Genomic DNA, 24897 nt, shown 5'->3' on the forward strand with positions numbered 1-24897 from the left:
ATGAACTCGTGGAACGTGTTGATGCTCAGGACCGTGTGCTGGGGGTAGTCAGTCGGCGAGACGCCGTTCGGGAGGGCTGGCTGCACCGGGTTGGCGTGGTGGTGTGCCGCGATAGGCAAGGCCGTTATCTCGTCCATCGGCGAGCCGAGCACCTGTCCCGTTTCCCAGGGCACTACGAATTCGGGGTCGGGGGTGCTGCGGGAGTCGGTGAGTCCTATGAGCAGGCCGCTGCCCGCGAGGTCAGCGAGGAGCTGGGAGTGCGGGTGGCAGCGCGCCTTCGGTTCAAGTTCCTCAACCGGGGCGGGCTCAGCCCTCACTGGCTTGCGGTCTGTGACGCCGTGCTTCCGGAGATCGTCGCCCCTGATCCCGAAGAGGTGGCTTGGCACGGGTGGCTGACTGAGTCCGAGCTGCGGCGGGCTCTGCAGCAGTGGACCTTCACTCCTGATAGCCAGGCGGTTTTCGATCGATATCTCGGTTGTCGTGCTGGTCCGGCTTCTGCGCCGGAACGGTGCTCATGAGCTGGGTCAGGGGGACGAAGCCGTCGGTGGTCCCGAGTTCGCGTGGTGTGGGGCCGCCGGGGGTCGGTGTGTCCGCGAGACGCTCGGCGAGAGCGGTGACCGCTTCGCGGTCTCCTTCAAGGGCTTCGCGCTCGTCATCGGTCAGGTCCAGGCGTTCGAGCATCTGGTCGATGCCGTCCTTGACGGCCAGGAGTTGCCCCTGCGAGGACTGCTTGGGGACGTAGAAGGGGCAGCGTGCGCAGGCCAACCGGTGTGGGCACTTGGCGAAGAAGTCGTAGCTGCAGTAGCCCTCGCCCAGGTCGTAGTACTTCCAGGGCTGTTCGCCGCCGGCGGCGGCTCCGGTGAGGATGGACTCGCGGTCGATGAGGACCTGGATGGTGCGGACGTTGCGGGCGAAGTAGTCGGCCTTCTTGTAGGCCGCGGTGAGGGTGCGCTGCAGGATCGCCGCGTAGTAGCGGGTGCTGGCCGGGTGTTTGTGGCCGAGCCATTGCTGCAGGTCGTTGAGGGTTAACGGCTCGCGGGCGTTGAGGAGTTGGGTGGCGATGGTGGCGCGGGCCCGGTGGCTGGTCAGGGCGCCGCGGGAGTCGGTCTGCGGGACGCCGGACTTGCGGCAGAAAGCCGGGAGGATGTTGTGGTTGAGGTAGTCCTTGCCGACGAGCTGGCCCCGGTGGCAGAACAGGTGCTGCCGCTTCTCGCCGGTCTTGCGATCGGCCAGGTCGGGCTGAGGTGGCCGGACGAGTTTCCAGGCGTCGATGAGCTGGCCGACGACGGGGTCGACCGGCTTGTTGAACGGCCGGGACGTCTTGTTCTGCGGGATGTGCAGCAGACAGATGGTGAAGGGCTCTCCGCTGGTGTCGTCGGTGCCCTCGTCCCAGGTGACGCAGTCCAGTTCGAGGCGGCGGATCTCGTCGACACGGCAGCCGCCGAACAGCCAGACCGCCACCATGGCCCGGACCATCTCGACCGGGTAGTAGGTCGCCTTCCAACCGGCCTTTCGGGCTCGGCCAGAGCCGTAGGGCATGAGGTCCTCGGCGTTCAGCGTGAGCCCGGCGGCCATGAGCTTGGCCCATGATGCGTCGTCGATGATCCTGGGGTTCGGCCCCATCTGGGCGCGCAGGGAGAGCGGCATGCTCATCACGCGGCGCGGGTCGAACCGGGGCTTGATCCACTCCCATTCGATGAGGTCGCAGACGAACCCGCGGATGCTGTCGATCCGTGCTGCCCGTCCTCCTGCGGAGATGGGCTGGCCGAAGCGGTTGCGGTTGCGGTTGTGGCCGGCCCACTGACCAACGGTGGCCTGCATGGTGTCGGCGATGTACTCGGCCGCCATGTCCCGGGTCCACTGATCCGGCGAGATGACGTCCGGGTGCTTCTCCGCGGCCCAGCGTCCGCCGATGAGGATGACGGAGAACATCGAACGGATGGTGCCTGGCTCGTGGGTGGAGAACTTCCGCCAGCGCAGGGCCCACTCGGCCCACTCAGGTGGAACGGTGGAGAGCATGTCGGAGCGGGGCCCGGCCTTGTCCTCGTTGGCGTGCAGCGGGGCCGGGATGATGCCCTTGTCCGCGAGCACCCGCGAGATCTTGATGAGACCGCGACGCCGACTGGTCAGACCGGCCGCCTTGTAGTCGTCGACGAGTTGGCGTACGAGGTCGTCGGTGAGGTCTTCCAGGCGGGGGCTGCCCGCGCTGAGGAGCGCGTCGAGGACCGCGTTGCCGACCTGCCATGCCAGCAGATGAGGGGAGGTCTGCCAGGAACTCAGGACCTGTTCGATCTCGTCCAGCGCGGGCTGGGTGGCGCCGGGGCCGAAGACTAGGTCGGCGAGCCTGCGGAGCTGATTGATCCCGGCCGTGTGGTGCAGTCGGTGATGCCCACCGAGCAGGTGACCGAGAGCCGCGATGTGCAGACGGGCGGGGCCGGCGGTGAGGGATATCTCCGCCCAGGTGGCGTCGTCCCATGAACGGTAGGAGAGGCCGCGGACGCGTACCTCGTCAAGGATGCGGTTGCGTGCGGCGCGGGCGGTCTTGGGGGACCAGGCCCGGACTACCTCGTCGACCGGCCGCATCAGCTCCAGGAGAACCTCGCGCGGCATTGCGTCGCTGCCAGCGGCGTTGTTGGGATCGGTCGTGGTCATCGCTCCTCCAGCAGTGCGGCGAGCAGTCGCTCACGGTCGGCTTGGATGGTGGTGTTCGTGCGGTGGAAGCGGGCGGCCAGTTCGCGGCCGGACAGGTGGATGTAGCGCATGGTGGTGGCGAGATCGCGGTGGCCGGCGTACTGGGCGATCTGGTCGATGGTCCAGTCGGCGCGGGCCAGGTCGGTCAGCCGCAGATGTCGAAGGGTGTGGGTGGACAACCGGGCAGCTCCAGCTTTGCGGGCGATGCGTTCGACGGTCTTCGACCAGATGGAAGGACCCAGTGGGGCGCCGTAGTTGCGGTTCGAGACGGAGCGGAACAGCGGTCCGTCGATCCGACCGAACATCGTGCGGCGCTCGGCGAGGTAGGCCACGAACAGCTGGGACGAGGTGGTGCCGAAAGCTACTTCCCGGGCTCTCTGGGATTTGGTGGTCTCTGCCCGAAGGTGGATCAGCCGGTGTGCGGGTTCGAAGTCCTCGACGTCGAGCTGGACGAGTTCTTCGCGGCGTAGTGCACCGTCGTACGCGAGCGTGACCATCAGCCGGTTGCGCAGTGGCTCCTCGCCCGAGGCCGTCAAGATCCGTTGCCAGATCTCCTCGTTGGGGATCCAGGGAGCCTGTTCGACGCGGCGTACTAGGCCCTGGCGGGGTCTGCGACCACCACGGCTCGCCTGCCCCCGCCGCACCGGGTTCTGTTCACGCAGCCCGTCTTCCACCAGGTACTCGTAGAAGGATCGGACGGCCACCAGGCGCTGTTGGATGGTCGCGTTCGCGAGTCCCGCATCGGCCCGTCGTGGCCCCTTCGCAGGACGCCGGAGGGGCCGATCCAGCATGTCCCTGATCCAGGCTGCGACGGTGTCCGCGCGGGCCAGTAATGGGTCCGTGCCTTCCCTGGCGCAGAACCGCAGATGATCCTCGACCGCCCGCCCGTACGCGTCGATGGTGTTGGGGGCCCGTCCGATGTTCGCCGTGAACTGCAGCCACCGGTGAGCCAGTTGATGCTCTGCAACAGTGGGGAACTTGCCCCACGGGATCGGGGCCATGACAGCAGGCTAGACCCGTCTGTTTCCACATAAGGCAGCCCAGGCAACTGGACTTCGGGGTGTCGGCGAGCCCGAGCGCGGTCAGGTAGCGGACGCAGTCGCTGCGCGACCAGCCCATGTCGATGAGCGGATGCCGGTTGCGCATGTACTGAACGTCCGCGTCCTTGGCCCGGTGGAACTCATCGGTGGAGATGCCCACCCACTGCTCCACGAAAATCTCTTGGGGAATGCGCGCGGGATACGGGTATCCGAGGAGTTCGCGAACCTTCTTCTTGATCGGCTTGATCTTGTATTCGCCGGTGCATTGCCTGCGCGTCATCCCGGGCCTGCCGTCCTGGTTGCGGACGTAGAGCGGCATGGAGGCGAACCGGTGCTCGGGGTCCAGGGCGTCCTTGCGGATGTTTCCCGACGAGACGCGCAGGACGGGTATGCCCGCGGGGGCGGCTATTTCACGTTCGAGCCGGTCGAGATGGGCATAGACGGCCCGGGGTTCCCAGCCGGTGTCGGCGAAGATGGCGTAATCGACCCTCGGGAGAATCCCCTTGGCGGACAGGGCGAGCATGGCGCTGGATTGAATTCCGGCGCCAAGAGAGATGGCTGTGAAGGCGGGTGTTGTGGAAATAGCGGTTCCTTGACGCAGGAGGGGGCGGCAGGCGCGGTTGTTCGGTCAGCGTCGGCGGGTGGCGGGGGCGGTGGTGAAGTGCTTCGGAGGATTTGGTGGCCACAGCTGCGTCGCCGAGGGCGGGAAGGTGACGCCGGAGAGGTGGTTGAGGACGGACAGACCGAGCGGGGTCGGCGCGAGGCGCTGGCCTATGGCCGAAGCGGGGTGGGCGTCTCGGTCGCGGTGGACCAGGCCCTTGCGTTCCAGGGCGCGCCAGGTGGTGATCGCGATGTGTGACGAGGTCTGGGTGTCCACGTACAGGGAGCCGTTGTCGCGTTGCCTGATCCGACTGGGCGTACGGGCGAGGACGCGGAGGGCGGCGCGCTGGTGCCACGTCAGGCCACGCACGAAGGCCGACAGCTCGTCTGCAGAGGCGGCCGGACCTTGCGCGTCCGGCGTCGGGATGAGTCGGTCTTGAGGGTGCTGTGGCGAAATGGTTTTTGGGGCGGAAGTTGGATGGTGGAATGAGGTCTCCGGGGAGAGGCTGCGGGTGGGTGCTGGGTGCGGTCCGTGCTGCGTGGTGGTCAGCGGGTGTGCCGCTGGTGCGTGGGCGCGGGCGGTGGTATCGGTGTGGTGGTTTGGGTGCGGCCCGGTGCGGTGGTGGGGGTCGGCTGCACCGCGCGGGTGGTGGCCGGGGTGGAAGACGTTGGGCGGCCGAAGGTGTCGGCCAGGGCGCGGCAGCCGTCGGTGGTGAGGCGGACGCGCTCGAGCATGTGTTGGGGGCATCCCTCGCGGACCACGAGCGTGCGGGCTTCAAGGGAGCGGATCGTGCTGATGGTGATGCGGATGTCGTCGCGGCTGACGAGCGGCTTGCCGTCCAGGCGGTCGATCGTCACGTAGCCCTGGGCGATGGCGCGCAGGGCAGCCTGCTGCGTGGGCGACACAGCCAGCGGCTGGACCAGGGCGTCCTGCCGGCGCAGCTCGGTGACGAGGAGTTCAGCGGTGGCCGTGCAGTCCTGGGCACCGAGTGCGGTTAGCTCCTGAGCCAGCGTGATGCGACGACCTGCCTCCCACAGAAGCGCTTTGTCGTCGGATGCCCCGGGCCGGGCTCGGACGTCGTAGAGGATGTCGACCGCGTGGGAGAGGTGATCGGTCGCATCGGTGGCCAGGTAGTCGAGCTGCTTGAGCCGCGCGCCCGCCGCGCCGACGACAGCGCCGTAGAAGAGGCGCCGGTCATCGAGGGTGTCGATCGCCGCCACCACAGCTCTAGCCAGCGCCCGGGCGGAGTTGATCTGGTCGACCACCGCGTCCGGGTCGGGGTTCGGGCTGTTCAGGCAGAGAGACCACAGGGCGTCGTTGTGGCGCGTGTAGTCGGTAGCAAGGGCCAAGAGCTGTTCAGATAGGAAGAGTTGGGCGGTGATGCGTGGGGGCGGTAGCTTCGTTCCAAGGTGGGAAACAGTCAGCGGCGGCGGGCAGAGTGAATGCGGCCGATCTGGGCGGCAACGTGGTGGACACGGGGGTTCACGGCCGCGCCGCGCACCGGAGTGATGAGCGCTTCGTCCATGTCCCGGACGAGGCGTGGGATGTCGCGGTAAGTGCGTTCCACCGGCGTGTGCGTCGACAGATGGGTGAAGAACTGGGCGACCAGTACCTCGGGAGCGTCACGGGTGAAGCTGACGTTCCACTGGGTGTCGGACTCGTCGTGGACGGAGTGCTGGGCACTCCAGGCAACCTCGGCTTCCGGCATGTGACGCAAGGTGCAGTGCTCATCGCGCGAGGCGAAGGTCGAGCCGTCAGGGCTGACTGTCCAGTTGTTGAGGACAGCGATTTCGGTGAGCGTGCGGGAGGTGAGGGGGATGCCGTCGGCGTGACGTTGGTCGCCGAGGAGCTGGGGCAGGCTCCGGGCGACGGCAGCCACTGCCTCGATGGGGGTTTGCCGGGTGAACTCCACGGCCCAGTAAGGGTCGTGGTGGGTGATGTGCCACCATGCGCCGCCGCTCTCGGCGGAGTTGACGTCCAGCTGTACGCTGCGGTCCGGGCTGTCGAGAACAATGTGCCCAGTGGCGGCATCGTGCCGCTGTTGCCAGTCGAAGAGGTGGATCAGCGGGCCGATCACGTCGCTGAGGCGGTCGATGCCGCCGCCCGCGAGGTGGCGTGGGGAAATGAGGACTCGGTCGTTCGGGGCAAAGGCGCTCATCGTGTAACTCCTCGGCCCTGCTGCGGCGTGGGCATGTGCGCCGGGCGGGCAGGGCGGTTATTGCGGCGGTGGCCTGGTGCGGAGGGGATGTCGTCGGGTGTGGGTATGCCGAGTGTGATCGTGGCGCCCAGGCCGAGCATGGCGAGGTGGGCGTCCGTGAGAATGACGGCAGCGACCTGTTCTCGCTCGCTGCGATCAGCGGGTAGCACGTAGCCGTTCGCGGCAGGCGTGAAGCCGCGCTGTTCGAGAACATGACGGGCCTGCGGCACGTGGGCTATCGCGGTGACGCGTGTGCCGGACAGATCGAAGCGGACCACGGGGACGGGCAGACCGTCTTCGTGCCAGCGGGTGGTGCTGAGGTCGGCGAAGTCCATGGTGTGCGCGATCAGTTCGTACATCACTAGGCCGACGCGGTTGTGGGCCTCCTCGGCCGGAGTGTCGGGTGTCAGGAGGTATGTGGTGCGGCCGTGATGTTCATGGGGGGTGAAGCCAGCCTGCGTCAGGAGGCGGTGGGCTGCGCGGAGGCGGGAGTTGACGACGACGAAGGTGTGTCCGTCGTCCGTTGAGCCGATGAGGACTTCGTGGTGGTCGGTAAATGCCATGGAGGTCCAGATGCAGAGGGGGGAAGACAAGGGGGCCGTGTGTGATGCCGTGGGGCCAGGCTGCGGAGGTGTGAAACAGTCGGCAGGGGCGGTGTGCTGCACGGGCCGGTCGGCGGATGAACGCGAGGGGCGTTGGGCAGCACCCCGCCTGTCATGCCGTGCGAAGCACTGGTGTGGAATGTGCCTTGATCACGCGGCTGTGCCGAAGTCGTCCTGCTTGGGCGCGGTCTTGGCGATGGCGCGGGTGGTGATGGCCTTGGAGGCGCGGGCGGAGGCGGCGGACAGTTCGTCGGCGCCGGGTTCGGCGTACCAGGGGCGCAGGGTGAGCATGGCGGCGCGCATGCCGGTGGCGAGGAGGAGTGCGGTGCCCTTGGCCAGGGCGCGGATGGCGTCGGCGGGCAGGATGCGTTCCTGGCGCATGCTGATGCTGGTGGAGGTGCCGGAGTCCGAGGTGGAGGTGGACTTGGTCTCCACGTCGTGGTCGCCGATCAGCCTGCTGAGCTTGTCGGCGAAGTCCGGGTCGTCGATGCCGGAGCCGATGACCTTGATGGTGGAGGCGGACCACATGGCGTCCATGCCGGCGTCGCCCCAGACCTTCTGGCCCTGTCGGTAGGACTGCAGGATGGTGATCGGGATGATCCCGCGGGAGCCGAGGTGGGAGTACAGGTCCGGAAGGTCGCTGATCTTGCACACGTTGGCGGCCTCGTCCAGGATCGCCAGCAGCGGCGGGTCGAGGCGTCCGCCGTTGCGTTCGGCTTGGGCGGTGGCGGCCCGCATGACGGAGTCCGCGCACGCCGCGATCAACGCTGAGGCGCCACCGCCGCCGTCCTTCGACAGCAGGTAGAGCGTGTCAAGGGAAGTGACGAACTCGGCCGGCTTGAACTCCGGGACTCCCTTCTGCGGGGTGACCCAGGCCGCGATCTCGGAGTTGAGCAGTGCGGAGGCGTATTGGCGCGCGGTCTCGTAGATGCCGTCGCGGGTCTCCGGCGGGCCTTCGACGGTGCCCTTGAGCTGGGCGGCGACGGCGGTGAAGCCGTGGTCGCGCAGGATGTCCAGCGGGGTGCGGTCGGCCGGGAAGGCCAGCCACTGCATGACATCAGTGATCGGCCGCTCGTCCAGCGCCGCGGCCAGGAACAGCTGGGAGAGGATGTTGGATCCGGCCTTGGACCAGAAGTCACCCTGCTGACTTGCGTCGACGGACGCGGCGAGGAAGTGCCCGGCCAATCGGCCCGCCCCTTCAAGGGACTTGGCGTCGGCGAGGGGGTTCCACCACATCTCCCGTGTGGCGTGGGCGATTTGCTGCGGGTCCATCGTCCAGGTCCGGCCGACCTTGGCTCGCGCTTCGAGGGTGGCGGTGTAGGCGTCGCCGGCGGCCTTGTTCGAGGTGAGCAGCACCGGGCCGGGGGCGCTGAGGATGGAGGGGATGGCCAGGCTGGTGGTCTTGCCGGAGCGCGGGGCCATGATGGCGACGGCGACGTCTTCGTAGCCCATGCGGACTTCGTGGCGGGTGCCTTGGATGTTGCCGAGCAGGATGCCGGTGTCGTGCGCTGCGATGGTCTTGCTGTCTTTCAAACTGGGTCGCAGGGAGCGGGCCTTGGCGGTGATGGCTTTGGCGAGCAGGGGCTCGATGTCCTTGGGCTTCGCCATCCCGGCGACGCGCTTCTTGCGCCCGCTGCTGCCGTCCTTGTGCCGCTTGTAGAGGGCGGCTGCGGTGATGCCGAGGGCGATCAGCACGGCGCCGGGCAGGATGCGCGCGCCGATCAGGAGGGACGTGTCGTCCAGGCTGGGCCACAGCTGGTGGGGGTGCAGCAGGGCCTGGACGGGCTGATAGGGGGCGGTGCGTCCGGAGTCGGTGGCCCAGGCGGTGAGGTTGCCGCCGAGCCAGGCGAGGTTGGAGGCGGGGACGGCGATGGCGATGACGCCGAGCAGGACGCGGAAGGCTATGTCGTAGCCGTCAGTGTTTGAGGTGTTCGGGCTGGAGGGCTGGGGCAAGAGGGCAGGGCCTTACGTGACGGGGCAGGAAGGGGAGGAGGTGCATCAGCGTGGCGGCTCGGCGACGGGCGTGTTCGAGGGGGTGGTCGGTTGCCGGGCGGAGAGGGCGGCGACACGCTGCTCCAGGGCGAAAGCGACGTCCGCAACCGGGATGTGCTCGGTGCGGGTACGCGAGTGCTCGCGGGCGTACACGGGGATGCGGTGGGGATCGCGGCGCACGGGTGCGGGATCGGCGAGGGCCTGGGCGAACGCCGTGACCAGGTGCGGCGGGGTGGCGTTGCCCAGGTAGGCCCGCCAGAGGAGGCCGCCCTCGTTCTCATCGAGCCGGACTTCGGCGAACCAGGGGCCGTCGTCGCCGTAGTGCTCGATGGCGGCGATGTGGTCGGGCGAGGCCAGGCCCTCGCCGACGGTGTGCCATCCCGCCTGCCGCAGGACGTCGTAGGGATGGGGGCTGGAGGCCGGCGACGTGGGTGCGGTGAGGGCGTCGGTGAGGGCGGCGAGGATCTCGACCGGGGTGCGGGCGTCGAACCTGGCCGACCAGGCCGGCTGGTCGCCCTTGCGTGCGTGGCGCACGGTCCACCACGGCTCGTCCGGGTCGGGATCGATCCGTAGGGTTGCCTGCTGATCGGGGCTGGTCAGGATGGTGCGGGGCATCAGCGGGTTGTGCCCGTAACTCCAGCCGCAGGCCCGGTGCAGCGGGACGGTGATCCAGGCCGGATCACCGCCGCCGGCGAGATACCGCGGGGAGATGAGGGCCTGCTCGATGGTCTCGTGCATGCCTGTCACCTCCGTGCTGCCGACGATGTGGCGGACGCGGCGGGTGGGGCCGGTGCCCGGCTGGGGGCAGCGCCGGTGCCTGGCAGGCGCGATGGCGTTTTGAGGGCAGCGGCGTGGATGTCGAGGAGCGCCTGGCCGTGGGCGGACCACTCGCCCAGGTAGTGCCATGCCTCGGAGTTGCGCTCGTCGAGGACGTCGTCGTACGCCTCGGTGCCGGGCTTGGCGGACGCCGGGAGCGTGGCCCGGGTCTCCAGCCACTCGTGCTGCAGGGCGTTGAGACGGTCCAGGGCGTGGTGGAGGGCGGCGAGTCGTCCGGGCCAGTGGGGCCGGATGGCTGTGGCATCGAGCTGTTGCAGCTGGACCTCGGCGGTGGCGAGGAGGTCCTTGGCGCAGGAGCGCACGCGGTTGAAGGCTGTCCAGGTCTCGGCGTCGCGGACGGCGGCGCGCAGTCCGTACGCCTCCTGGTCATGGGGCCAGCCGGATTCGTCGGTGTGCTCGTCGGAGTACGCATCCCAGTTGGCGAGGATGAGTTCGCTCTCGCGCAGATACGTCGCGAGCTGCTGGAGCCGTCGCTGGTGGAGTTCGTTCGGGGAAGGGGCGGGTGCGGTCAAGGGCGCTCTCGGGGAAAGGCAGTTGGCAGGGTGAGCCGGGCGCCGGGCGCCGGGCGGCGCCCGGCTCACGGTCAGCGGTTTCGGACGGGCGCGGAGGGTGCGGCGGTGGGCGCAGGGCCGCTGCTGGTCGGCAGGGCTGCGGTTCGCCGGGCCTTGCGGGCGGCGGCGCGCACGGCCTTGAGATGTGCTTCGTGGGCGACGGCGAGCTGTTCGCCCTGCGGTCCGCGCTGCTCCTGGGTGACGAGGTAGGAGTGCGGGACGTCGCACATGCCGCGCTGGACGGGCTCGTCGCTGGCCAGGGCGGTGGTGAACGCGGCGATCAGGTGCCGGGGCATGGCGTCGTCGAGGGAAGCGCGCCACAGGAGGTCGCGTCCGCCGCCTCCTCCTGAGAGGGTGGCTTCGGCGGTCCAGAAGAAGCGTTCAGCGGGGGCGACGGTCCAGCGGCGCAGGCTCAGGGTGCCGTCCGGATGCATGGCGGTCTCGTTGCCGTGCTCGTCGCGCTCGTAGGTCCAGCCCGCCGAGGTGAGCGCCTGCCAGATGTCGGGCGTGGTCTCGGGCTCGGGCTCGGGTTCGAGCAGGGCGTCGGTCAGGGCGGCGAGGATCTCGACGGGGGCGTTGGCGCCGAACTCCGTGTACCAGCTGTGCCCTTCGGATTCACCGCGGATACGCCACCACGCGCCGTACGACTCCGGCTCGGGTTCCAGCACCACGGTGTGCCGGTAGTCGGGGCTGGCCAGGACGACGTGGGGATAGTCCGCATCGGAGTGGTTCTTCCACCCTGCAGCTCGCAGCGTCTGGGTGATGCGGCGGGGGTCGCCGCGCCCGGCCAGGTGCCGGGGGCGGGTCTCGAACCAGATCCTGTTGTGCGGCTCGTTGGCGCGGGTGGGGATGTAGGGGTGGGTCACTGGCAGCTGGCCGACGGGAGCGGGGAGTCGAACGGCAGCGCGCCGAGGCGGTGAATATCCTGGTGCAGGTCGTAGCAGTCGGTCACTTCGGGGGCGGCTGCCCTGAGCCTGGCGATGATCCGGCGGACCTCCACGGGCCACGGCAAGAGCGCCTGGCCCTCGATGAGGCGCGCGGCGGAGCGCAGGATGTTGCCGAGCAGGATGGGCACGCCGGTGTCCTCGTCGAGGAGCGGGGCGAGCAGCGGCAGCAGGTCGGCTGCAGGCGGGTTGGTGCGCAGGTAGTCCTTGACCTGGGCCAGGGTGGTGGTGGCCTGCGCGATCTGGTCGGGGCTGGGAGCAGGGGTGTGGGGCATCAACGTCCTTGTATGGAAGGGGAATGGGGCGCTTGGGCGGGTAGCCGGCGCTCGGCTAGCGGCGGTTGCTTCGGGGCGCCGGTCCCGGGGGCGAGATCGGGCCGGCCGGGGGCAGCGCCGGCGGCCTGGCGCGCTGGGCGTCTTCTAGCCGCTGCAGGTGGCGTAGGCGGCTCTGTTCCGGAGTGACCGGGCTCCGGGTGGAGTGGAGGTATCCGAAGGTGTGGCCGATGGTTTGGCCCTCGTCCCGAAGCAGCGGTGCGGGGTCGGTGAGGGCGGTGATGAATCCGGCGAGCGCGGTGGCGGGGGCGGTCTCGTCGATGGTTGCTCCCCATAGCCACTGCCGGCGCCCATCGGAGCGAGGGAGGGACACCTCGGTCTTCCAGCGCCAGGTGGGAGTGTCGGACAGGGTCTGGATTCGGGCGAGGATCGCGGTTTCGTCCGGGGAGAGCGCCACCTGGTCGGCGTCTGCCTGCTGCTTGGCCCACCCCCGGCTTTCGGCGATGTGCCACAGGTCGGCTGTCTGCGTCTGCGCTGGTGGTGCTGGGGTGGTGAGGGCGTCGGTGAATCCGGCGATGATCTCGACGGGGGTGTGGCCCCCGAAGTGCGCGGACCAGCCGGCGCCGGGAACGGAGGCGGGGTGGATTCGCCACCAGGTGTCGCGTTCCTCCGGGGCGGTGGGCTCCAGGGTGAGATGCAGTTGCCGGCCTGGGCTTTCCAGCAGAACGTGGGGGTAGCCGGGGACCGAATGGTTGCTCCAGCCCGCGGCGAGCAGTTACTCGGTCACGTGCCGTGGGTCACCTCCGTCGGCCAGCTGCCGCGGGGACACCTCGTCCAGGTACCGCAGACGGTTGACCCGGTGGAGGGTCGGCCCGTTGACGCGCGAATAGAAGCGTTCGTGGCTCACCGCATCCGTCCCGTCTGCCCGGCGTACGGCCGGGCGCCGGGGCTGGTGCGCGATCGGTTGGTGGCGAAGGAGCTGCGCGCCCAGGTGGCGGCGCGGGCGGCGGTGATCCGGGTCTGCTGCCAGGCGCTGAGCTGGGACGGCAGGACGGACACGGAGGTGGTGCGGATCCGCTGGGAGGGCGGGACGTGCCCGCGCGGACGCATCACCGGCTGCGGGTCCGACAGCGCGGTGCTGAACGCCTGGACCAGATGCATCGGCGTGGTGGGGGTGAACACCGCGTTCCATGCCTGGCCGTGTTCGGTCTGGGCCCCGGCATACCAGAACCCCTGGCCGGGTCCGGACTGGTGAAACTGCATGAATGCGTTGCCGTCCGGGCTCATCGCGGTGAAGTGCTGACCAGCTTCCGTCCGCCACCCGTGCTGCTGGAGCGGTTCCCACACGTTGGGGGCGTGCGCGGATCGCGGCCGGGTCAGGGCATCGGTGAAGCCCGCGACGATCTCCACGGGAACCTGCTTGCCGAGGGTGGCGTGCCAGGCTTCCTGCTGCCCGGTCGCCGCTCCCCGGATCGTCCAGCCGCCGGGCTGGGTGAACGGGTCGTACCCGATGCGAACGGACTTGTCCGGGCTGTCGAACACGATCGGGCCGCCGGTCTTGGACTTGTCCTTCCAGCCCGAGGCGCGCAGGTACTCGGTGACGTGGCGCAGGTCTCCGCCGCCGGCGAGATGGCGGGGCTCGACGAGATAGTGCTGCTCGGCCTGCTGGCCGGCCGGGCCCCAGCCTGCCCATTGCTGCTTCTTCCTCAACTGCGCCGCCTGACGACCATCGCGGAGGCCACGGGCTTGGGCGCCGGGCTCCCGGTTGCCGGGGAAGGCTTGGCGAGCCGCTTGATGGTGCCGGTGTGCTCGTTGAGGTCGGCGCCCACGCTGTCGAGTTCGTTGGCCGCGCGGCCCAGGGCCAGCCATACCTCTGGCCCGAGGATGCCGCGCTGGGAGCGGTCCTGGGCGAAACGTGAGCCGGTGGCGACGAGTTCGGTGACCCGCCCGAGGATGCCCTCGTCGTAGTCGAGGACCTTGCCGAGGATCTGGGCGGCCTCGCGCGGCGGTGACTGGGACAGGCGCTGGGTGAGCAGGCTGAGCTGACGGGCGATGTCGTCAGCGAGCCGTACGGAAGTGGGGGTCGGGTCGGTCATGGGCCTCCTGAACGGTTCAGGCCGGGCGGCTGGTTGGGGTGGATGCGGAAGCGGTCGATGAGGAGGAAGGTGTCAGGCGACGGGATTCAGCAAGGGCTGCCTCGGGGCGCCCGCCTGCCAGAGGGATGCTCCGTGTGCTGCTGCCGACGACGGGGGCGCGCAGATAGCGGCGGAACAAGGCAGTGGCAAGGCGGGGCTTGCGGCTGGCGGTGAGGGGAGGTGGGGTGCGGTCGGCTTCGTGGGTGACGGGAACTCCGTGGGTGGCAGGAGAGCCGGCTCCGGGCGGGGCCGGCGCGGTGGTCCGTGGGCACGGCGAGAAGGCGGCGCGCGCTGAGTTTCGGGTCAGCGTCGGCGCGGGGCTGCGCGGCGGCCGTTGGCCGACGCTGTGGCCTGCTGCGTCGAGGTGCTCGTCGCGGAGGGCGCGGCGACGGCGGGCTGACGTCGCACCTTGGCGACGGCGTCCTGGTAGGCGGCGGCGTCCCAGACGTCGCTTGTGATGTTGACCAGGTATCCGGCCATGAGCAGCGAGGGGACGGCGCCGGTGGCGAGTTGCTTCTTCTCCTGCTCGGTCAGGTGGTCCGGGGCTTCGTGCCAGAGGTAGACCGGGCCGGCTGTCCGCAGGGTCTTGCGTTCGAACCGAGGCTGTCGAGCAGGGCCAGGAGCTTCTCGGGTGCGCCGGTGGGGGTGTCGGCGTGGACGGTGTCGGTCGGGGGCTTGATGTAGATCTCGACGTCGGTGCCTTCGTCGTCGGCGCGGTTTCCCACGTACGGGCTGCTCCTGTTCGCAGGTCGGGGCCATCGCCACCCGGCGGGTGGCGTGTGCTGGGGTGTCGAGGGGCGGCGGGCTGCCTTGTTGCGGTTCTACTCAATCCCCCAGGAGTGGTGGGACAGGCTGGCGCCGGCGGTGACGGGCGCGTCATCGGGTCCGGTGCGCGGATGTGGCCGGCGGGGCCGGGGGTGCGAGGGCGGTGGTGCCCAGGGCGGGCCGGGCCGGCGGATGGCGCAGGACGACGCCGATGCCCAGCGCGGACAGGCGGTGACCGGCGGCTCGCACGCAAGCCCCCTGGCGGGCGGAGTCGTCACCGGACAGAACGAAGACATGCCTCGTCGCGTCGAAGGCGAAGCCGTGGTCGGTCAGGGTCTGGGCGATCTCGGGGCGTTCGAGCGCCTCGACGACGAGGTCGTCGCCGGACCAGGTCATCACCACGCGTTCGGGCTCTGCGGCCGATGGCGCCGCGAGGCGGGCGGTGTTGTGCCGGACCTGGGCGAGGGCCTTGTCGTACCGGGGCAGCAGGTCGTACGTGATGTCCTCGACGGCGGTGAACGGGCCGTCGGCGACGGCTATGCCGTCGGGCTCCCGTACGCCACGGAACGCTTCGACAGGAGCGTCCTGGGGGGCCAGGGCGGCGATCAGGTATCCCTCGCCGTGGCCGACGGGGTCCACCACGAACAGCCGTGTGCCGTCGGTGCGGGTCAGGACGGCGCAGCGGTCCACGGTGTGCTTGGCCAGGGCGGCGGCGACCTCGTTCATGTCCCACACCTCGTCGGTGAGGGCGTCGTGGTCGTTGTCGCCTCCGCGGTCCGGGTGGTACCGGCTGGTCCAGGTGCCGGGCAGTTCGCCAGCGAGGACGGTGGCGAAGGAGCCGAGGCCGGTGTCGGGGGTGGGGTCGTGCATGGTCTCCTCGGGACGGAAGGGGCGGTTCAGCGCCGCCGAGCCGCTGTGCTCAGCGAGGCGGGGCCGGTGCTGGGGGCGGCGGAGAGGCGTGGCGGGGGGCGGCGGACAGGCGCAGACGGCGGAGGCTTCGCGTTCGTCCGGGCCGACCCCGCCTGTGCACGCGCGGCGCTGGGGGTGGTCCTGGTGCCGGTCGGCGAGGTCGCCTCGCAGGTGCGCCAGGTCGGACCTGATGACGCCGAGCCGGTGCTCGGCGAGGTAGCGCAGTCGCTTCGCGATATACGGGTCTGGCGGTTGGCCCAGGTCCTGGTAGAACTCGGCGGTTGCCGCGAGGACCTCACCGAGGGCGATCAGCACCCCGTCGTGTGCGGCGGTCAGTTCGGTCAGCGCGCCGGCTACCTCGTCGGTCGTGGTGGCTTGGCGGATCTGCTCGGCGAGGTGGGCGATCTGGGAGCCGAGCGGCAGATAGTGCGCCTCGCGCAGGTCCGTGTCGAAGGCGTCGTCGGCCTCGACGTGGTAGCCGACGGCACGCAGCCGGGCTACCGCGCGGGTGGCGAGACGCTTCTCCTCGGCCTCGTCCAGGCCGGTGGGCAGGCGGTGATACGTCTCGTGGAGGCGGACGACGGGGACGAAGCCGGTGCGCTCCAAGATGCTATGGGCTTCGGGGTCACCTCCGCGGGCGAGGACTTCCCCGGAGTGCATATCGCGCCCCAGGGTCAACAAGCGGTCGGCAAGAACCAAGAGCAAGGGATCTTTCTGGTGCGGGGTCAGCGGGACACTCGTGCGCGAGCCGTCTGGGGGTGGGATGCGACCGCGGGGGCGGGCCGTGCGGGGCTCCAACTGGTGCTGTGCAGGGCGGCGGCGGTGGCTTCGAGGTCCTGCTGCATGCCGTGCAAACGGCGGGCGATCAGCTCCAGTTGGTGTCCGGACGCCGGACCGTACGCACGGGGCAGGCGGTTGAGGCGGTAGGCCGCGTGCTCGACGAGGCCGCGCACGGTGGCTACCGGGCCGGTGGCCTCGTCGGCAAGCTGGTGCAGCAGTTCGGCGAGCTGTGCCGTGGTACCGACGAGTTGCTCGGTGGAGTGGGCCGTGGGTTCCCCGCTGTCCCTGGTGTGCGCTGGAACGGGCTGTGCGGGGATCTGGGCAACGGGGTTGTGGTGAGGCGGGGTGAGCGCGAAGTCGGCCTCGATGCGCCGGCACTCGCTCGTCATCGCTTTGACCAGGTCCAGCTTGTGCGGCTGCTGTTGCCATGTGCCGTCGGCGCGGATGAGGTTGGCCATCAGGTCGAGGCGGCCGGGCTGGGCCTGGACGGCGATCCAGCGGCACCCGCTGCCGTCGCCCGGCCTGTGGATGCCGGCTGTGCGGGCGAGTCGGTGGGCGATCTCGGACCACTCCGCACGGTTGAGATCACGGTCGCCGGGATGCAGGCGTACGTCGGCGTGCCAGATGGCGTGGCCGTCGTCCTGTGGGCTGAAGGGGGAGGGGTGCTGCCTGCTCGGAGCGTTGAGGCTGTAGACGTCCGGCCCCGGCCAGTGGGCGACCACTGTGTACGCGGTCAGGCTCTCCTGGTAGCTGACGGGGCGGTCGAGGGCTTCGGCGAGTGCCTCTACGGCGTCGGGGTTCCGCCGGTGGATGCGGGCGATCATTACGGGCCGATTTTCCAGTCTGATAGGGCGAGTTGCGTTAGGTCGTGGGCTGCTGTGACCAGCGCACGTTCGCGCACCAGGTCGGCGTGAACGGCCAGCTCGCCGTGAGGCAGCAGTTCCAGGGCGCGGTCGATGGTGGCCAGTGCCTCGGGGTATCGGCCCAGGGAGCGCAGGGCCGACGCCTTGCGGAACAGCGCGATCGGATCGCCCGCTCCGCCGTCGGGGAGCCGGTCCACGAGCGCCAGCAGATGGTGCGCTCGCCGGGGAAGTAGACCGCCCAGCCTTACCCCGTGCAGCAGGACGTGCAGCGTCTTGGGGTGGTCACCGGCGGTATCGAGAACCCGCTCCATGTCGGCAAGGCCCTGCGAGCGGGACTGCCCCAGGCGTGCGAAGGCGTGCATCGCCCAGCTGTAGGGGTCTGGGTCCAGCACGCTCAACGGCACCCTGTTGACGAGGGATTCGATGGTGCGGCAGCGGAAGTCGTAGCGGAGCGTGCTCAGGTAGAGATGCCGGTACGTCCGCCCGGTGATCGGGTCGGGCCCGTGGTCGGTGACCTGATCCGGGCAGAGCACACCCAGCGCGCTGTGCCCGGTAGCGCGGGCCTGCCAGGCGACGTCGGCGCACACCTGGGCGGATTCCTGCCAGGTCGCATCGAGACTGCGCAGGGCCTCGGCCAGGCAGGCGGGCCATCGCGGGTCGGAGAACGTCTCGGTGGCGCGGGAGGCAGCATGTGCCAGAGCCGCAGCGCGCCCCGAGGCATTGAGGGCGTGCGTCACCGGTTACCTCGGGCGTCGTGGACGTGGACGAGCTGGTTAAGGCGGGTGAGCGAGTACCAGCCGCAGTCGATCGCCTCGTTGCTGCCTGCGAACTGGGGCAGCAGGTAGTCCTCCATGGCGCGCAGGTAGATCAGGCAGTCGGGGCACCGGCGAGAGAGGTGGACGAGGTAGCGGGGGTGGGCGGTGATGTACGTGCGGTCCCCGCCGTTGGCGTCGTACAGGCGCCACCCGTCCTCGTCGGTCGGGGTGTGCCACGAGGGGGTGACGACCTTGTACGCGTCGCCCCAAACCTCTTTGCCCGCAACGCCCTTGATGACGACGACCTTGTCGCCGGGACGGAAGTGGGCGTGGGTGATGTCCCGGTCGGGGGTGAAGATGTCGCCCGGTATGTACGGCGGGCGAAAGACGGCGTCGGGCACAGCTGGTCCTTCCACATCGAGCGCGGGGGTGGCGGTGGGAGGACCAATACTCCGAACGATCCCCGGTTTCGGTAACCGGGGATCGTCGGGTATATGGGCGCGCGCCTACCGGAACGGGTTCTCGGTGCCCAGGTCGTCGCTGGTGGCCGCGTCCAGGAGTTCGGGCAGGTCAGTGGCCTCGGCGTCTCTCTGGTCGATCCACCATCCGGCCCGGGTGACGGTGCGGATCTTCTCCTCCAGCACGGCCCAGTCGGCCTCATCCCAACTGCCTTCGGTCACCAGCGCGGTGTACGCGGTGGTGACGATCTGGTGGCGGGAGCGCTCGCCCCAGGCGAGCGCCTTGTGGGGGCCTTCGAGCGGCGGCATGTCGAACTGCTGGGCCCAGTCGGTGGCCGCCTGCTGTTCCTCGGCGCGCTTGGCGGCGAGCCATTCCTCCTTGCCAGCGCTGTCGGAGTCGCGGGCGGCCTTCCAGCAGTCGGTGCATTCGCGTCCTTCGAGCCAGCGGGCGAACCCTGCCCGCCGATCAGCGGGGCGGTTGGACAGGTCATGCTCGATTTCGTGTCCACAGCTGTGGACGACGGTCCAGGTCTTTCGGACGGCCATGTGCGGGGATCTCCTTGTGTCTGGGTGCGGTGGGGGGGTGCCGGTGGATTTAGGCGGCGCGGGGGCGCGTGTGGCGCTCGGTGAACTGCTTAGCGGCGAGGTCGAGCAGGTCCATCTGGCGTCGCCAGGACCGGCGGGCTGCGGTGGCCAGGACGCTGTCGATGCGCGGATCGAGGGTGCTGACCGCGTCCAGTCCGGCGGCGCGGGCAACGGCCAGGCGCAGCTCGGCATCGAGCCAGGCCCAGTGCTCGACGGCGGGCACCGGGGTGTCGTCATCGCCGACGGCCAGACCGCTCAGGTAGTCGCCGCCGGCGGACAGGATCTCGGCCAGGGGGATCTCGTCGGCGGCCATCCAGCGTCCGTGTTCCAGCAGCGTGAGGATGGCGCAGCGCAGCAGGGTCATCTCGTCGCGCTCCGGCGCGGTGCAGACCGGGCAGGCGTCGTTGTGGCAGTTCCAGGCGGGCTTGGTCGGGTGGGGCATGAAGAAGGACCTTTCATCGGTGGGGTGTTACGCGGAGCGGCGGCAGTGGCGCCCTGCGGGGACGGGTGCGTCGGTATGGCGCCGGTGCCGACCGCGACGCACCGCGCTGCTCGGGGTGGACAAGCGCCGCCTGGCTCCGACCAGGACGAGCAGGGTGAGGACGGCGCCGGCTGCCGGAAGGGCGGCGCCGATCGCGGGCTGCGCGGCGAAGAGCCCGGCCAGCGCGGTGCCGGCGGACTGCCCGATGCCGACCGAGGCGATCAGCCAGGCGTACGCCTCGGTGGTGGTGCCGGCCGGGGCGAGTGCCTCCACGGTCAGGAACGAGCTGGTGATCAGCGCGGTGAGGAACAGTCCCGGCAGCGCTGTCAGGACGGTTGCCGCCAGTGGCTCCGGGTCCGCGGTGAGAGGCACCCAGGCAGCGGCGAACAATGCTGCCGCCGTGAGGAGTTGACTGGCCAGGGTGCCGGGCCAGGTCCGTCTGCCGTGCAGGAATCCGCCGACGAGGCTGCCGACGGACAGGGCGGCGGGGATCAGCCCGGACAGCAGCGCCATGCTGTGGCGGTCGGCCAGGGCGACGGCCTGCACGTTCATGGCGCCCAAGGCGAAGCCGGTGCCGCTGACGGCGAGGAACAGCAGCCGCAGCCCGCTGTGGTGCAGCGGTCCGAAGAACCCGCCCGCACGGGAGGCGGCCGGTTGCCAGGCACGCGAGGGGGCGGCGCTGAGCACGATGGCCGCACCGAGCAGCCCGAGTGCGGCGGTGGTGGTCATGGCGGCGTGCGGGTTCCACAGGGTGGACAGGGCGGCGACCAGCGGCGGCCCGGCCACGTAGATCAGCCCTTGGGCGCCGGTATCGAGGGCGAGCGCGGCCCGCTGCCGTCCGGGGTCGGGCAGCACGCTGCCCCACAAGGCGCGCAGGTTGGCCTCCAGCGGCGGAGTGCTCAACCCCGCCAGGACAACGAGACCGGCCGCGAGCGCCGGCTGCGTGCCGGTGTGGGCGTAGGGCAGCAGCAGGAGGCAAGCCGTCGTGATCACAACGGCGGCCGAGGTGACCAGGGTCTGGCCTCGGCGGTCGACCATCCGTCCCAGGACCGGCTGCCCAACCGCCGAGGCCAGCCCGTACAGCGCGCACAACGCGCCGCCGGTGGCCAGGGATCCGCCCTGGTCGGCGACCAGCAGGAGGATCGCGACGGGCACCGTCGCGCCTGGCAGGCGTCCGGTCAGGGTGCCCAGCAGCAGGCGGGCGACATGCCGCTCGGCGAGCAGCGGGCGGGAGACGGAACGGGCCGATGGGCGGCCGGTCTGGGAGGTCAGGGCAGCGTCTTTCGTGTCGGGGTGCCGGTCAGCGCCGCTGGCGCCGTGCGGCGGCCGGCGGCGTCGGCTGGGTGGTCATCGCGGTCTTCGTGCGGCGGGTCGCTGGCAGCGCGGACGCGGCGGGCGAGGTGCGCAAGTCCGCGGAAAGGTCGACGGCATAGCGGGCGGCGGTGAGCATCTCGGCTGCCCAGCTGGCGTGTTCGTTCTCCCAGCCCTCGCCCATGTCGAACGGAAGCCGGATCCACTGGCCACGCAAGGACGGCCAGGTCTCGAATCCGGCGCGGGCCAGAATGCTGGCCGCGAACTGGTCCACGGCACCATCGACTTCAACTTCGCCGCCGGGCCCGCGGGTGATGCGGATCGGCTCGGAGGCCACGCTCACCTGCCCCGGCCCGCACTGGTGGACTGGGTGATGCCGACCGTGGGCGGGTAGCTGGGCTGCGGGGGGACGGGGCGGGCACCGGGCGACGTGCTCAGGGCGGGGCCGCGCTGGGGCGAGCGGGCGGCGGCTGCGTGAGCGATGCGGCTGCGGCGCTCGGTGTGCGCGTGGACAGCGATGGGGTTGTGGGACGGGCCGGGGGTGATGACGGGGTCGAGGGAGTAGTCGGCTTGAACGGCGTAGCCGTGGCGACGCAGGTCGTGGATGGCCTGGCGGGTGCGTCGCATGCCGTCCTGGCCGGGGTTGGTCAGCCGGTACACGCCGGGCCGTTCAGGTACCGGCTCGAACTGCTCGCGGGTGAGGAACCAGTGGGCCAGGTTCGCGGGCATCGCCTGGGTGGCGGTGGCGACGAAGCCGTGGTCGGGGTGGGCGCCGAAATGGAAGTGGTCGTTGGGGAGGCTGGCGGCCAGATAGCGGGGAGAGATGAGGACCTTCTCTCTCGGCCTGTCCTGGGCGGGTTCGGTGGGCATGGGCTTTTCCGGTGGGAGGGAGCGGAGCGGGGGAAGTGGGATGCCTCAACTACGCGTTGGAGGAGGCGGAATCGCGCGGGGAGAGCGACACGGCGCGCAGGCTGGCGCCGAACCGATGGGCAAAGACCCGCGCACGCGCTTCCAGCTGGCCGTACGAGTCCTGCGCGGTCATCTGGCCAGCGTGTTTGCGGTAGCGATACACGGGGACCGGCAGCACAACGCCCGGCGCGAGGCAGGTGACGGCGAGGGCGCAGTAGTCCTCGCCCTGGACGAGCCCGCCCATGGGGGCCGCGCGCACCAGATCGGTACGGGCCAGGATCGTGGTGGGACCGAGCGGGATGGTGTCGGCCGGGTCCTTCCAGTACGTCCACACGTCTCCGGCTTCGTGCCGGCCGGGCGGAGTTGGACACCGCCACAGCCGAAGCGTGCCGTCGGCATGCATGTCCTGGCTGTATCCCGCGCACCAGCCCACCCCGGTCTCCTCCAGCGTGTGCAGCCGCAGCGCCATGGCCTCGTCAGTGAACTCGTCATCGTCGTCGGCCCAGTTGACGTACTCGGTGCATACCTCGTTCAGAGCGAGGTTGCGGGCGCAGGCGGCTCCCACCGCGCGGGGCAGTACGAGGGCGCGGACGCGGGGGTCTGCCGCGAGCGGCTCCGGTAGGTGGGCGGGGTCGGCGCCGTCGATCGCGACAACGGCTTCCCAGGGGACGCCCTGGCGTTGAAGGCTGGCGTGCATGGCGGCCAGGTACTGCAGGCGCTCGGGCCGGAGCTGGGTGGCGATAACGACCGTGATCTTGGGGCGGGTGTGCTGGGACAGGGAGTTCTCCAGGGGAGAGGCGAGAGCCGGGCCGAGTGAGGGGCTAGCGGCGGGTGCTGGGCCGGGCCGTGGAGGCGGGCGCGGCTGCGGGCTGTGCGGGCGTGGCCTGGGGGTGAGTGGCGCGGGGCGGGATGGTGGCGGGGATGGGCCTGCCGGGCTTCCACCGTGCGTAGCTGTCGCTGAAGCGGGCGCGGGGGTCGGTGTTCCAGTCCACGACGGGCCCGTGGTCTTCCTCGGACAGGGGGATGACTTCGATGCCGTGCGGGTGCAGGACATAGCCCCAGTCCAAGCCACCGGTCGTGGCCTGCGTGATGAGTTGCCGCTTGGCAGGTGTGCCGTCGGTATTGATGACGTCGGTGTACTTGCGACTGGGGTATTCCGTGCCGCCGGTCAGGGTCTGGCGAAGGGCGTCGGGAGCGCCGTCGAGCAGGTCGGTGCCGATTTCGGACCAGCCGTAGTCCACGTCGTCGATGAGGTGCCGGGCCATGGCCTCGACGTCTCCGGCGAAGCGGTGCTGGTAAGCGGCCAGCAGCAGGGGGAGCCGGGTGCTGGGGTAGCCGTCGAAGTGGACGTACATGCCGGCGTAGCCGGTCTTCGTGGGGCGGGCGATCAAGGAGCGCGTGGCCAAGATGGCCTCCAAAAGGTTGGCGAGGTTAGCGGGAGGCGGAGCGCGGGCGTGCGGTCGTCGGCGACTTGGGAGACCTGTGGTGGGCCCTTGCGGTGCGGGGGCTCGGGTTGTTCTTCGGCGTTGTGGCGCACCGTGTGCAGGGCGTGCTGGTAGCGGGGCAGCACCCGTCGGGTGATCTGTGCGGGGCGACGGAGGACTACTGGACGGCGTTCAAGTGCCGGAGTTGTTACCGCGGTTCGTCAGCCGAGCGTCCGGCGTCCTGTCCGGACTGCTTCGCCTGGGGGATGCTGCGGCGCTACGGCCGGAGAGGCGGAGGCCACCGGCGGCGACCCTCGACGCATTTGCGACTTCTTCGGCCTGTCCGTCGGGGCGGCTCTGCGCTACACCGGTACCGTCGACCAGCCCGGCCTCATCGAACACAGCCTGCGCAATGCGGGGCCGGGCCCGCGGGCCAGGGGCTGAGTAGGACGGCCAGAGCCGTCATGGCTGGTGCGCGCGGCTCCAGCCCTCCAGTTCGGTCGCAAACCACACGGTCGGCGATCATTCCGCTTCCCCTATCCTGAGGTCGAAGCGCAATGACCGTGCACATGTCCTGATTGGGACGCTGTGTTTCTCCCGTCCAGATCCTAGGCTGATTCAACAATCCGATGAAAGATCGCCTGCCCGGTCGCCGGAGATCGACCGCGAGACCGGGCGGAGAAGGGGGAGGGCGTGACCACACAAGACTTCACACGCGATATCGACGCCGTCATCTGCTACAACGACGGCTATTGGTTCTTCAAGGGCAACAAGTGCCTCAAGACCAACATGGCTGGCGACAAGTTGATGGGCGGCGAGGTCGACATCACCTCCGGCGACGCATGGCCGGCCCTGGCGGGCACGACGTTCGAGCGGGATCTGGACGGCGTCGCGTACTCCAGCTATTCGGGGAACTTCTGGTTCATCAAGGGTGACTTGTGTATAGCGACCAACAAGGACGGCAACCAGATCGTCGCCCCCCAGCGAAAGCTCGCGGGCGGGGGCGGATGGACGGCCCTCGACCAGTGAGCACGGTTCCGCGCTGAGCTGCGGGCGCGGCTCCCCGCGCCCGCATACACAGGCGAAACGGCACTGCCTGCGGTCAGCGGCACACGGAAAGGGTTTCCAGCGGCAGCCCCGACGGCCGGTGCGTAGACCGGTTGCCGGTTCTGATCACGGGGCTGTACCGGTCGAAGGAGGAGGCCATCACCAGGGTCCTCAGGACATTCAAAGACCAGGAAGACGCCCAAAACATACTCAGAGACGCGCTGGATAGAGAATGCTGGTCCAACCTGTCTCAAGCACTCAATGCCGCCTATGACGGGCAAGGGAAATACTCCACCAAAGTCACGATCGACGACCAGGAAGTGGAAGTCTGGCACGCCAGCGCCGGAAAGCAGGGGGTAAGCAGTGTCACGCTGTTCTACTATCCCAAGAAACCTGCTGACTTCGCGTTGCATCTGATCGCGCTTGGCGAGCACGCAACCAATGACCTGTACGAGATCGCACGGGACTTCGGGCAGGAAGGCTTCCCGTATAAGAGGGGGAAGAGAGTCGGGGTGGACGGCCGCGGCGCGCGGTGACGCCGGGCGTCCACGAGTGCTCGACGTCCTGCACCGTAAGACGAGACCGTGCTGGACAGCACCGGCCGGACGCTGTACGTCACGGCGAACTGCCGGTCCGCCCGACGGAGAACACGCGCCCGACCCCGGCCGGCCGGACAGTGCTCCAGTTCTGTGCGCCCAGGCGAACCCACGTCCGCCCGAGTACGGATATGGCTGCTCCACCCGTCGGT

The 24897-nt window shown here is 69.8% G+C and carries 31 protein-coding genes and 2 pseudogenes; 3 read left to right on the top strand and 30 right to left on the bottom strand.

What is annotated here, in order from left to right:
- Window positions 1-8: 8 nt before the first annotated feature.
- Complete coding sequence (locus tag P3G67_RS24775) at window positions 9-518, top strand: NUDIX domain-containing protein (RefSeq protein WP_276095518.1); 510 nt, start codon at window positions 9-11, stop codon at window positions 516-518.
- On the opposite strand, the gene P3G67_RS24780 is transcribed toward P3G67_RS24775, so the two are convergent.
- The 30 genes and pseudogenes from P3G67_RS24780 to P3G67_RS24925 form a co-directional block, all read right to left on the bottom strand.
- Window positions 436-2652 carry a tyrosine-type recombinase/integrase gene (locus P3G67_RS24780; protein WP_276095454.1) on the bottom strand — a complete coding sequence of 739 codons (2217 nt, stop codon included), beginning with the start codon at window positions 2650-2652 and terminating at the stop codon, window positions 436-438. The genes P3G67_RS24775 and P3G67_RS24780 overlap by 83 nt on opposite strands.
- Window positions 2649-3692: a tyrosine-type recombinase/integrase gene (locus P3G67_RS24785; RefSeq protein ID WP_276095455.1), complete on the bottom strand. Its 1044-nt coding sequence runs from the start codon at window positions 3690-3692 to the stop codon at window positions 2649-2651. The genes P3G67_RS24780 and P3G67_RS24785 overlap by 4 nt, the downstream gene beginning before the upstream one ends.
- Before the next feature lie 34 nt (window positions 3693-3726).
- A pseudogene (locus P3G67_RS24790) lies at window positions 3727-4254 on the bottom strand (hypothetical protein); the annotation flags it as partial.
- Between the two features lie 105 nt (window positions 4255-4359).
- Window positions 4360-4701 (bottom strand): hypothetical protein, encoded by a 342-nt coding sequence (locus tag P3G67_RS24795; RefSeq protein WP_276095456.1) that lies wholly within the window; start codon window positions 4699-4701, stop codon window positions 4360-4362.
- A gap of 176 nt (window positions 4702-4877) precedes the next feature.
- Entirely contained in the window at window positions 4878-5681 is an 804-nt protein-coding gene (locus P3G67_RS24800; RefSeq protein ID WP_276095457.1) for a hypothetical protein, read from the bottom strand.
- Between the two features lie 71 nt (window positions 5682-5752).
- Window positions 5753-6490, bottom strand: a complete 738-nt coding sequence (locus tag P3G67_RS24805; protein WP_276095458.1) for a DUF317 domain-containing protein — start codon at window positions 6488-6490, stop codon at window positions 5753-5755.
- Window positions 6487-7122: a hypothetical protein gene (locus P3G67_RS24810; RefSeq protein ID WP_276095459.1), complete on the bottom strand. Its 636-nt coding sequence runs from the start codon at window positions 7120-7122 to the stop codon at window positions 6487-6489. The genes P3G67_RS24805 and P3G67_RS24810 overlap by 4 nt, the downstream gene beginning before the upstream one ends.
- Window positions 7123-7281: 159 nt before the next feature.
- Window positions 7282-9084: a TraM recognition domain-containing protein gene (locus P3G67_RS24815; RefSeq protein ID WP_276095460.1), complete on the bottom strand. Its 1803-nt coding sequence runs from the start codon at window positions 9082-9084 to the stop codon at window positions 7282-7284.
- 45 nt (window positions 9085-9129) lie between these two features.
- A complete protein-coding gene (locus P3G67_RS24820; RefSeq protein WP_276095461.1) occupies window positions 9130-9861 on the bottom strand; it encodes a DUF317 domain-containing protein in 732 nt (243 codons plus the stop codon).
- A 5-nt stretch (window positions 9862-9866) separates the two neighbouring features.
- Entirely contained in the window at window positions 9867-10472 is a 606-nt protein-coding gene (locus tag P3G67_RS24825) for a hypothetical protein (protein ID WP_276095462.1), read from the bottom strand.
- Between the two features lie 71 nt (window positions 10473-10543).
- Complete coding sequence (locus P3G67_RS24830) at window positions 10544-11377, bottom strand: DUF317 domain-containing protein (RefSeq protein ID WP_276095463.1); 834 nt, start codon at window positions 11375-11377, stop codon at window positions 10544-10546.
- Window positions 11374-11730: a hypothetical protein gene (locus tag P3G67_RS24835; RefSeq protein WP_276095464.1), complete on the bottom strand. Its 357-nt coding sequence runs from the start codon at window positions 11728-11730 to the stop codon at window positions 11374-11376. The genes P3G67_RS24830 and P3G67_RS24835 overlap by 4 nt, the downstream gene beginning before the upstream one ends.
- 55 nt (window positions 11731-11785) lie before the next feature.
- Entirely contained in the window at window positions 11786-12184 is a 399-nt protein-coding gene (locus P3G67_RS24840; RefSeq protein WP_276095465.1) for a DUF317 domain-containing protein, read from the bottom strand.
- Between the two features lie 93 nt (window positions 12185-12277).
- A pseudogene (locus tag P3G67_RS24845) lies at window positions 12278-12502 on the bottom strand (DUF317 domain-containing protein); the annotation flags it as partial.
- Window positions 12503-12634, bottom strand: a complete 132-nt coding sequence (locus P3G67_RS24850) for a hypothetical protein (RefSeq protein WP_276095466.1) — start codon at window positions 12632-12634, stop codon at window positions 12503-12505.
- Window positions 12631-13437, bottom strand: coding sequence for a DUF317 domain-containing protein (locus P3G67_RS24855; RefSeq protein ID WP_276095467.1), 807 nt, complete (start codon window positions 13435-13437; stop codon window positions 12631-12633). Before P3G67_RS24855 ends, P3G67_RS24850 begins: the two co-directional genes overlap by 4 nt.
- Window positions 13434-13823, bottom strand: coding sequence for a hypothetical protein (locus tag P3G67_RS24860; protein WP_276095468.1), 390 nt, complete (start codon window positions 13821-13823; stop codon window positions 13434-13436). Before P3G67_RS24860 ends, P3G67_RS24855 begins: the two co-directional genes overlap by 4 nt.
- 342 nt (window positions 13824-14165) lie before the next feature.
- Complete coding sequence (locus P3G67_RS24865; protein ID WP_276095469.1) at window positions 14166-14342, bottom strand: hypothetical protein; 177 nt, start codon at window positions 14340-14342, stop codon at window positions 14166-14168.
- Between the two features lie 50 nt (window positions 14343-14392).
- Window positions 14393-14587: a hypothetical protein gene (locus P3G67_RS24870; protein WP_276095470.1), complete on the bottom strand. Its 195-nt coding sequence runs from the start codon at window positions 14585-14587 to the stop codon at window positions 14393-14395.
- Window positions 14588-14738: 151 nt separating this feature from the next.
- Window positions 14739-16142, bottom strand: a complete 1404-nt coding sequence (locus P3G67_RS24875; RefSeq protein ID WP_276095471.1) for a hypothetical protein — start codon at window positions 16140-16142, stop codon at window positions 14739-14741.
- A 119-nt stretch (window positions 16143-16261) separates the two neighbouring features.
- Window positions 16262-17140, bottom strand: coding sequence for a hypothetical protein (locus P3G67_RS24880; protein ID WP_276095472.1), 879 nt, complete (start codon window positions 17138-17140; stop codon window positions 16262-16264).
- Window positions 17140-17916 (bottom strand): tetratricopeptide repeat protein, encoded by a 777-nt coding sequence (locus P3G67_RS24885; RefSeq protein ID WP_276095473.1) that lies wholly within the window; start codon window positions 17914-17916, stop codon window positions 17140-17142. Before P3G67_RS24885 ends, P3G67_RS24880 begins: the two co-directional genes overlap by 1 nt.
- On the bottom strand, window positions 17913-18335 hold the full coding sequence (locus P3G67_RS24890) for a hypothetical protein (protein WP_276095474.1): 423 nt from the start codon (window positions 18333-18335) through the stop codon (window positions 17913-17915). The genes P3G67_RS24885 and P3G67_RS24890 overlap by 4 nt, the downstream gene beginning before the upstream one ends.
- Before the next feature lie 105 nt (window positions 18336-18440).
- Window positions 18441-18938 carry a hypothetical protein gene (locus tag P3G67_RS24895; protein ID WP_276095475.1) on the bottom strand — a complete coding sequence of 166 codons (498 nt, stop codon included), beginning with the start codon at window positions 18936-18938 and terminating at the stop codon, window positions 18441-18443.
- A gap of 49 nt (window positions 18939-18987) precedes the next feature.
- Window positions 18988-19419, bottom strand: a complete 432-nt coding sequence (locus P3G67_RS24900) for a hypothetical protein (protein WP_276095476.1) — start codon at window positions 19417-19419, stop codon at window positions 18988-18990.
- Between the two features lie 27 nt (window positions 19420-19446).
- Window positions 19447-20730, bottom strand: a complete 1284-nt coding sequence (locus P3G67_RS24905) for an MFS transporter (RefSeq protein WP_391858337.1) — start codon at window positions 20728-20730, stop codon at window positions 19447-19449.
- Window positions 20731-20758: 28 nt separating this feature from the next.
- Complete coding sequence (locus P3G67_RS24910; RefSeq protein ID WP_276095478.1) at window positions 20759-21106, bottom strand: hypothetical protein; 348 nt, start codon at window positions 21104-21106, stop codon at window positions 20759-20761.
- Between the two features lie 2 nt (window positions 21107-21108).
- On the bottom strand, window positions 21109-21639 hold the full coding sequence (locus P3G67_RS24915) for a hypothetical protein (protein ID WP_313881220.1): 531 nt from the start codon (window positions 21637-21639) through the stop codon (window positions 21109-21111).
- Between the two features lie 49 nt (window positions 21640-21688).
- Window positions 21689-22432, bottom strand: a complete 744-nt coding sequence (locus P3G67_RS24920) for a glycosyltransferase family 2 protein (RefSeq protein ID WP_276095520.1) — start codon at window positions 22430-22432, stop codon at window positions 21689-21691.
- A gap of 67 nt (window positions 22433-22499) precedes the next feature.
- The gene (locus P3G67_RS24925; RefSeq protein WP_276095479.1) at window positions 22500-23084 is read right to left on the bottom strand and encodes a hypothetical protein; all 585 of its coding nucleotides are present in this window, start codon (window positions 23082-23084) and stop codon (window positions 22500-22502) included.
- A gap of 711 nt (window positions 23085-23795) precedes the next feature.
- Here P3G67_RS24925 and P3G67_RS24930 point away from each other — a divergent pair.
- Window positions 23796-24131: a hypothetical protein gene (locus P3G67_RS24930; RefSeq protein WP_276095480.1), complete on the top strand. Its 336-nt coding sequence runs from the start codon at window positions 23796-23798 to the stop codon at window positions 24129-24131.
- 131 nt (window positions 24132-24262) lie between these two features.
- Complete coding sequence (locus tag P3G67_RS24935) at window positions 24263-24685, top strand: hypothetical protein (RefSeq protein ID WP_276095481.1); 423 nt, start codon at window positions 24263-24265, stop codon at window positions 24683-24685.
- Window positions 24686-24897 lie beyond the last annotated feature (212 nt).

Origin of the sequence: Streptomyces silvisoli, from assembly GCF_029269905.1 — a bacterium.
Classification (GTDB): Bacteria; Actinomycetota; Actinomycetes; order Streptomycetales; family Streptomycetaceae; genus Streptantibioticus_A; species Streptantibioticus_A silvisoli_A.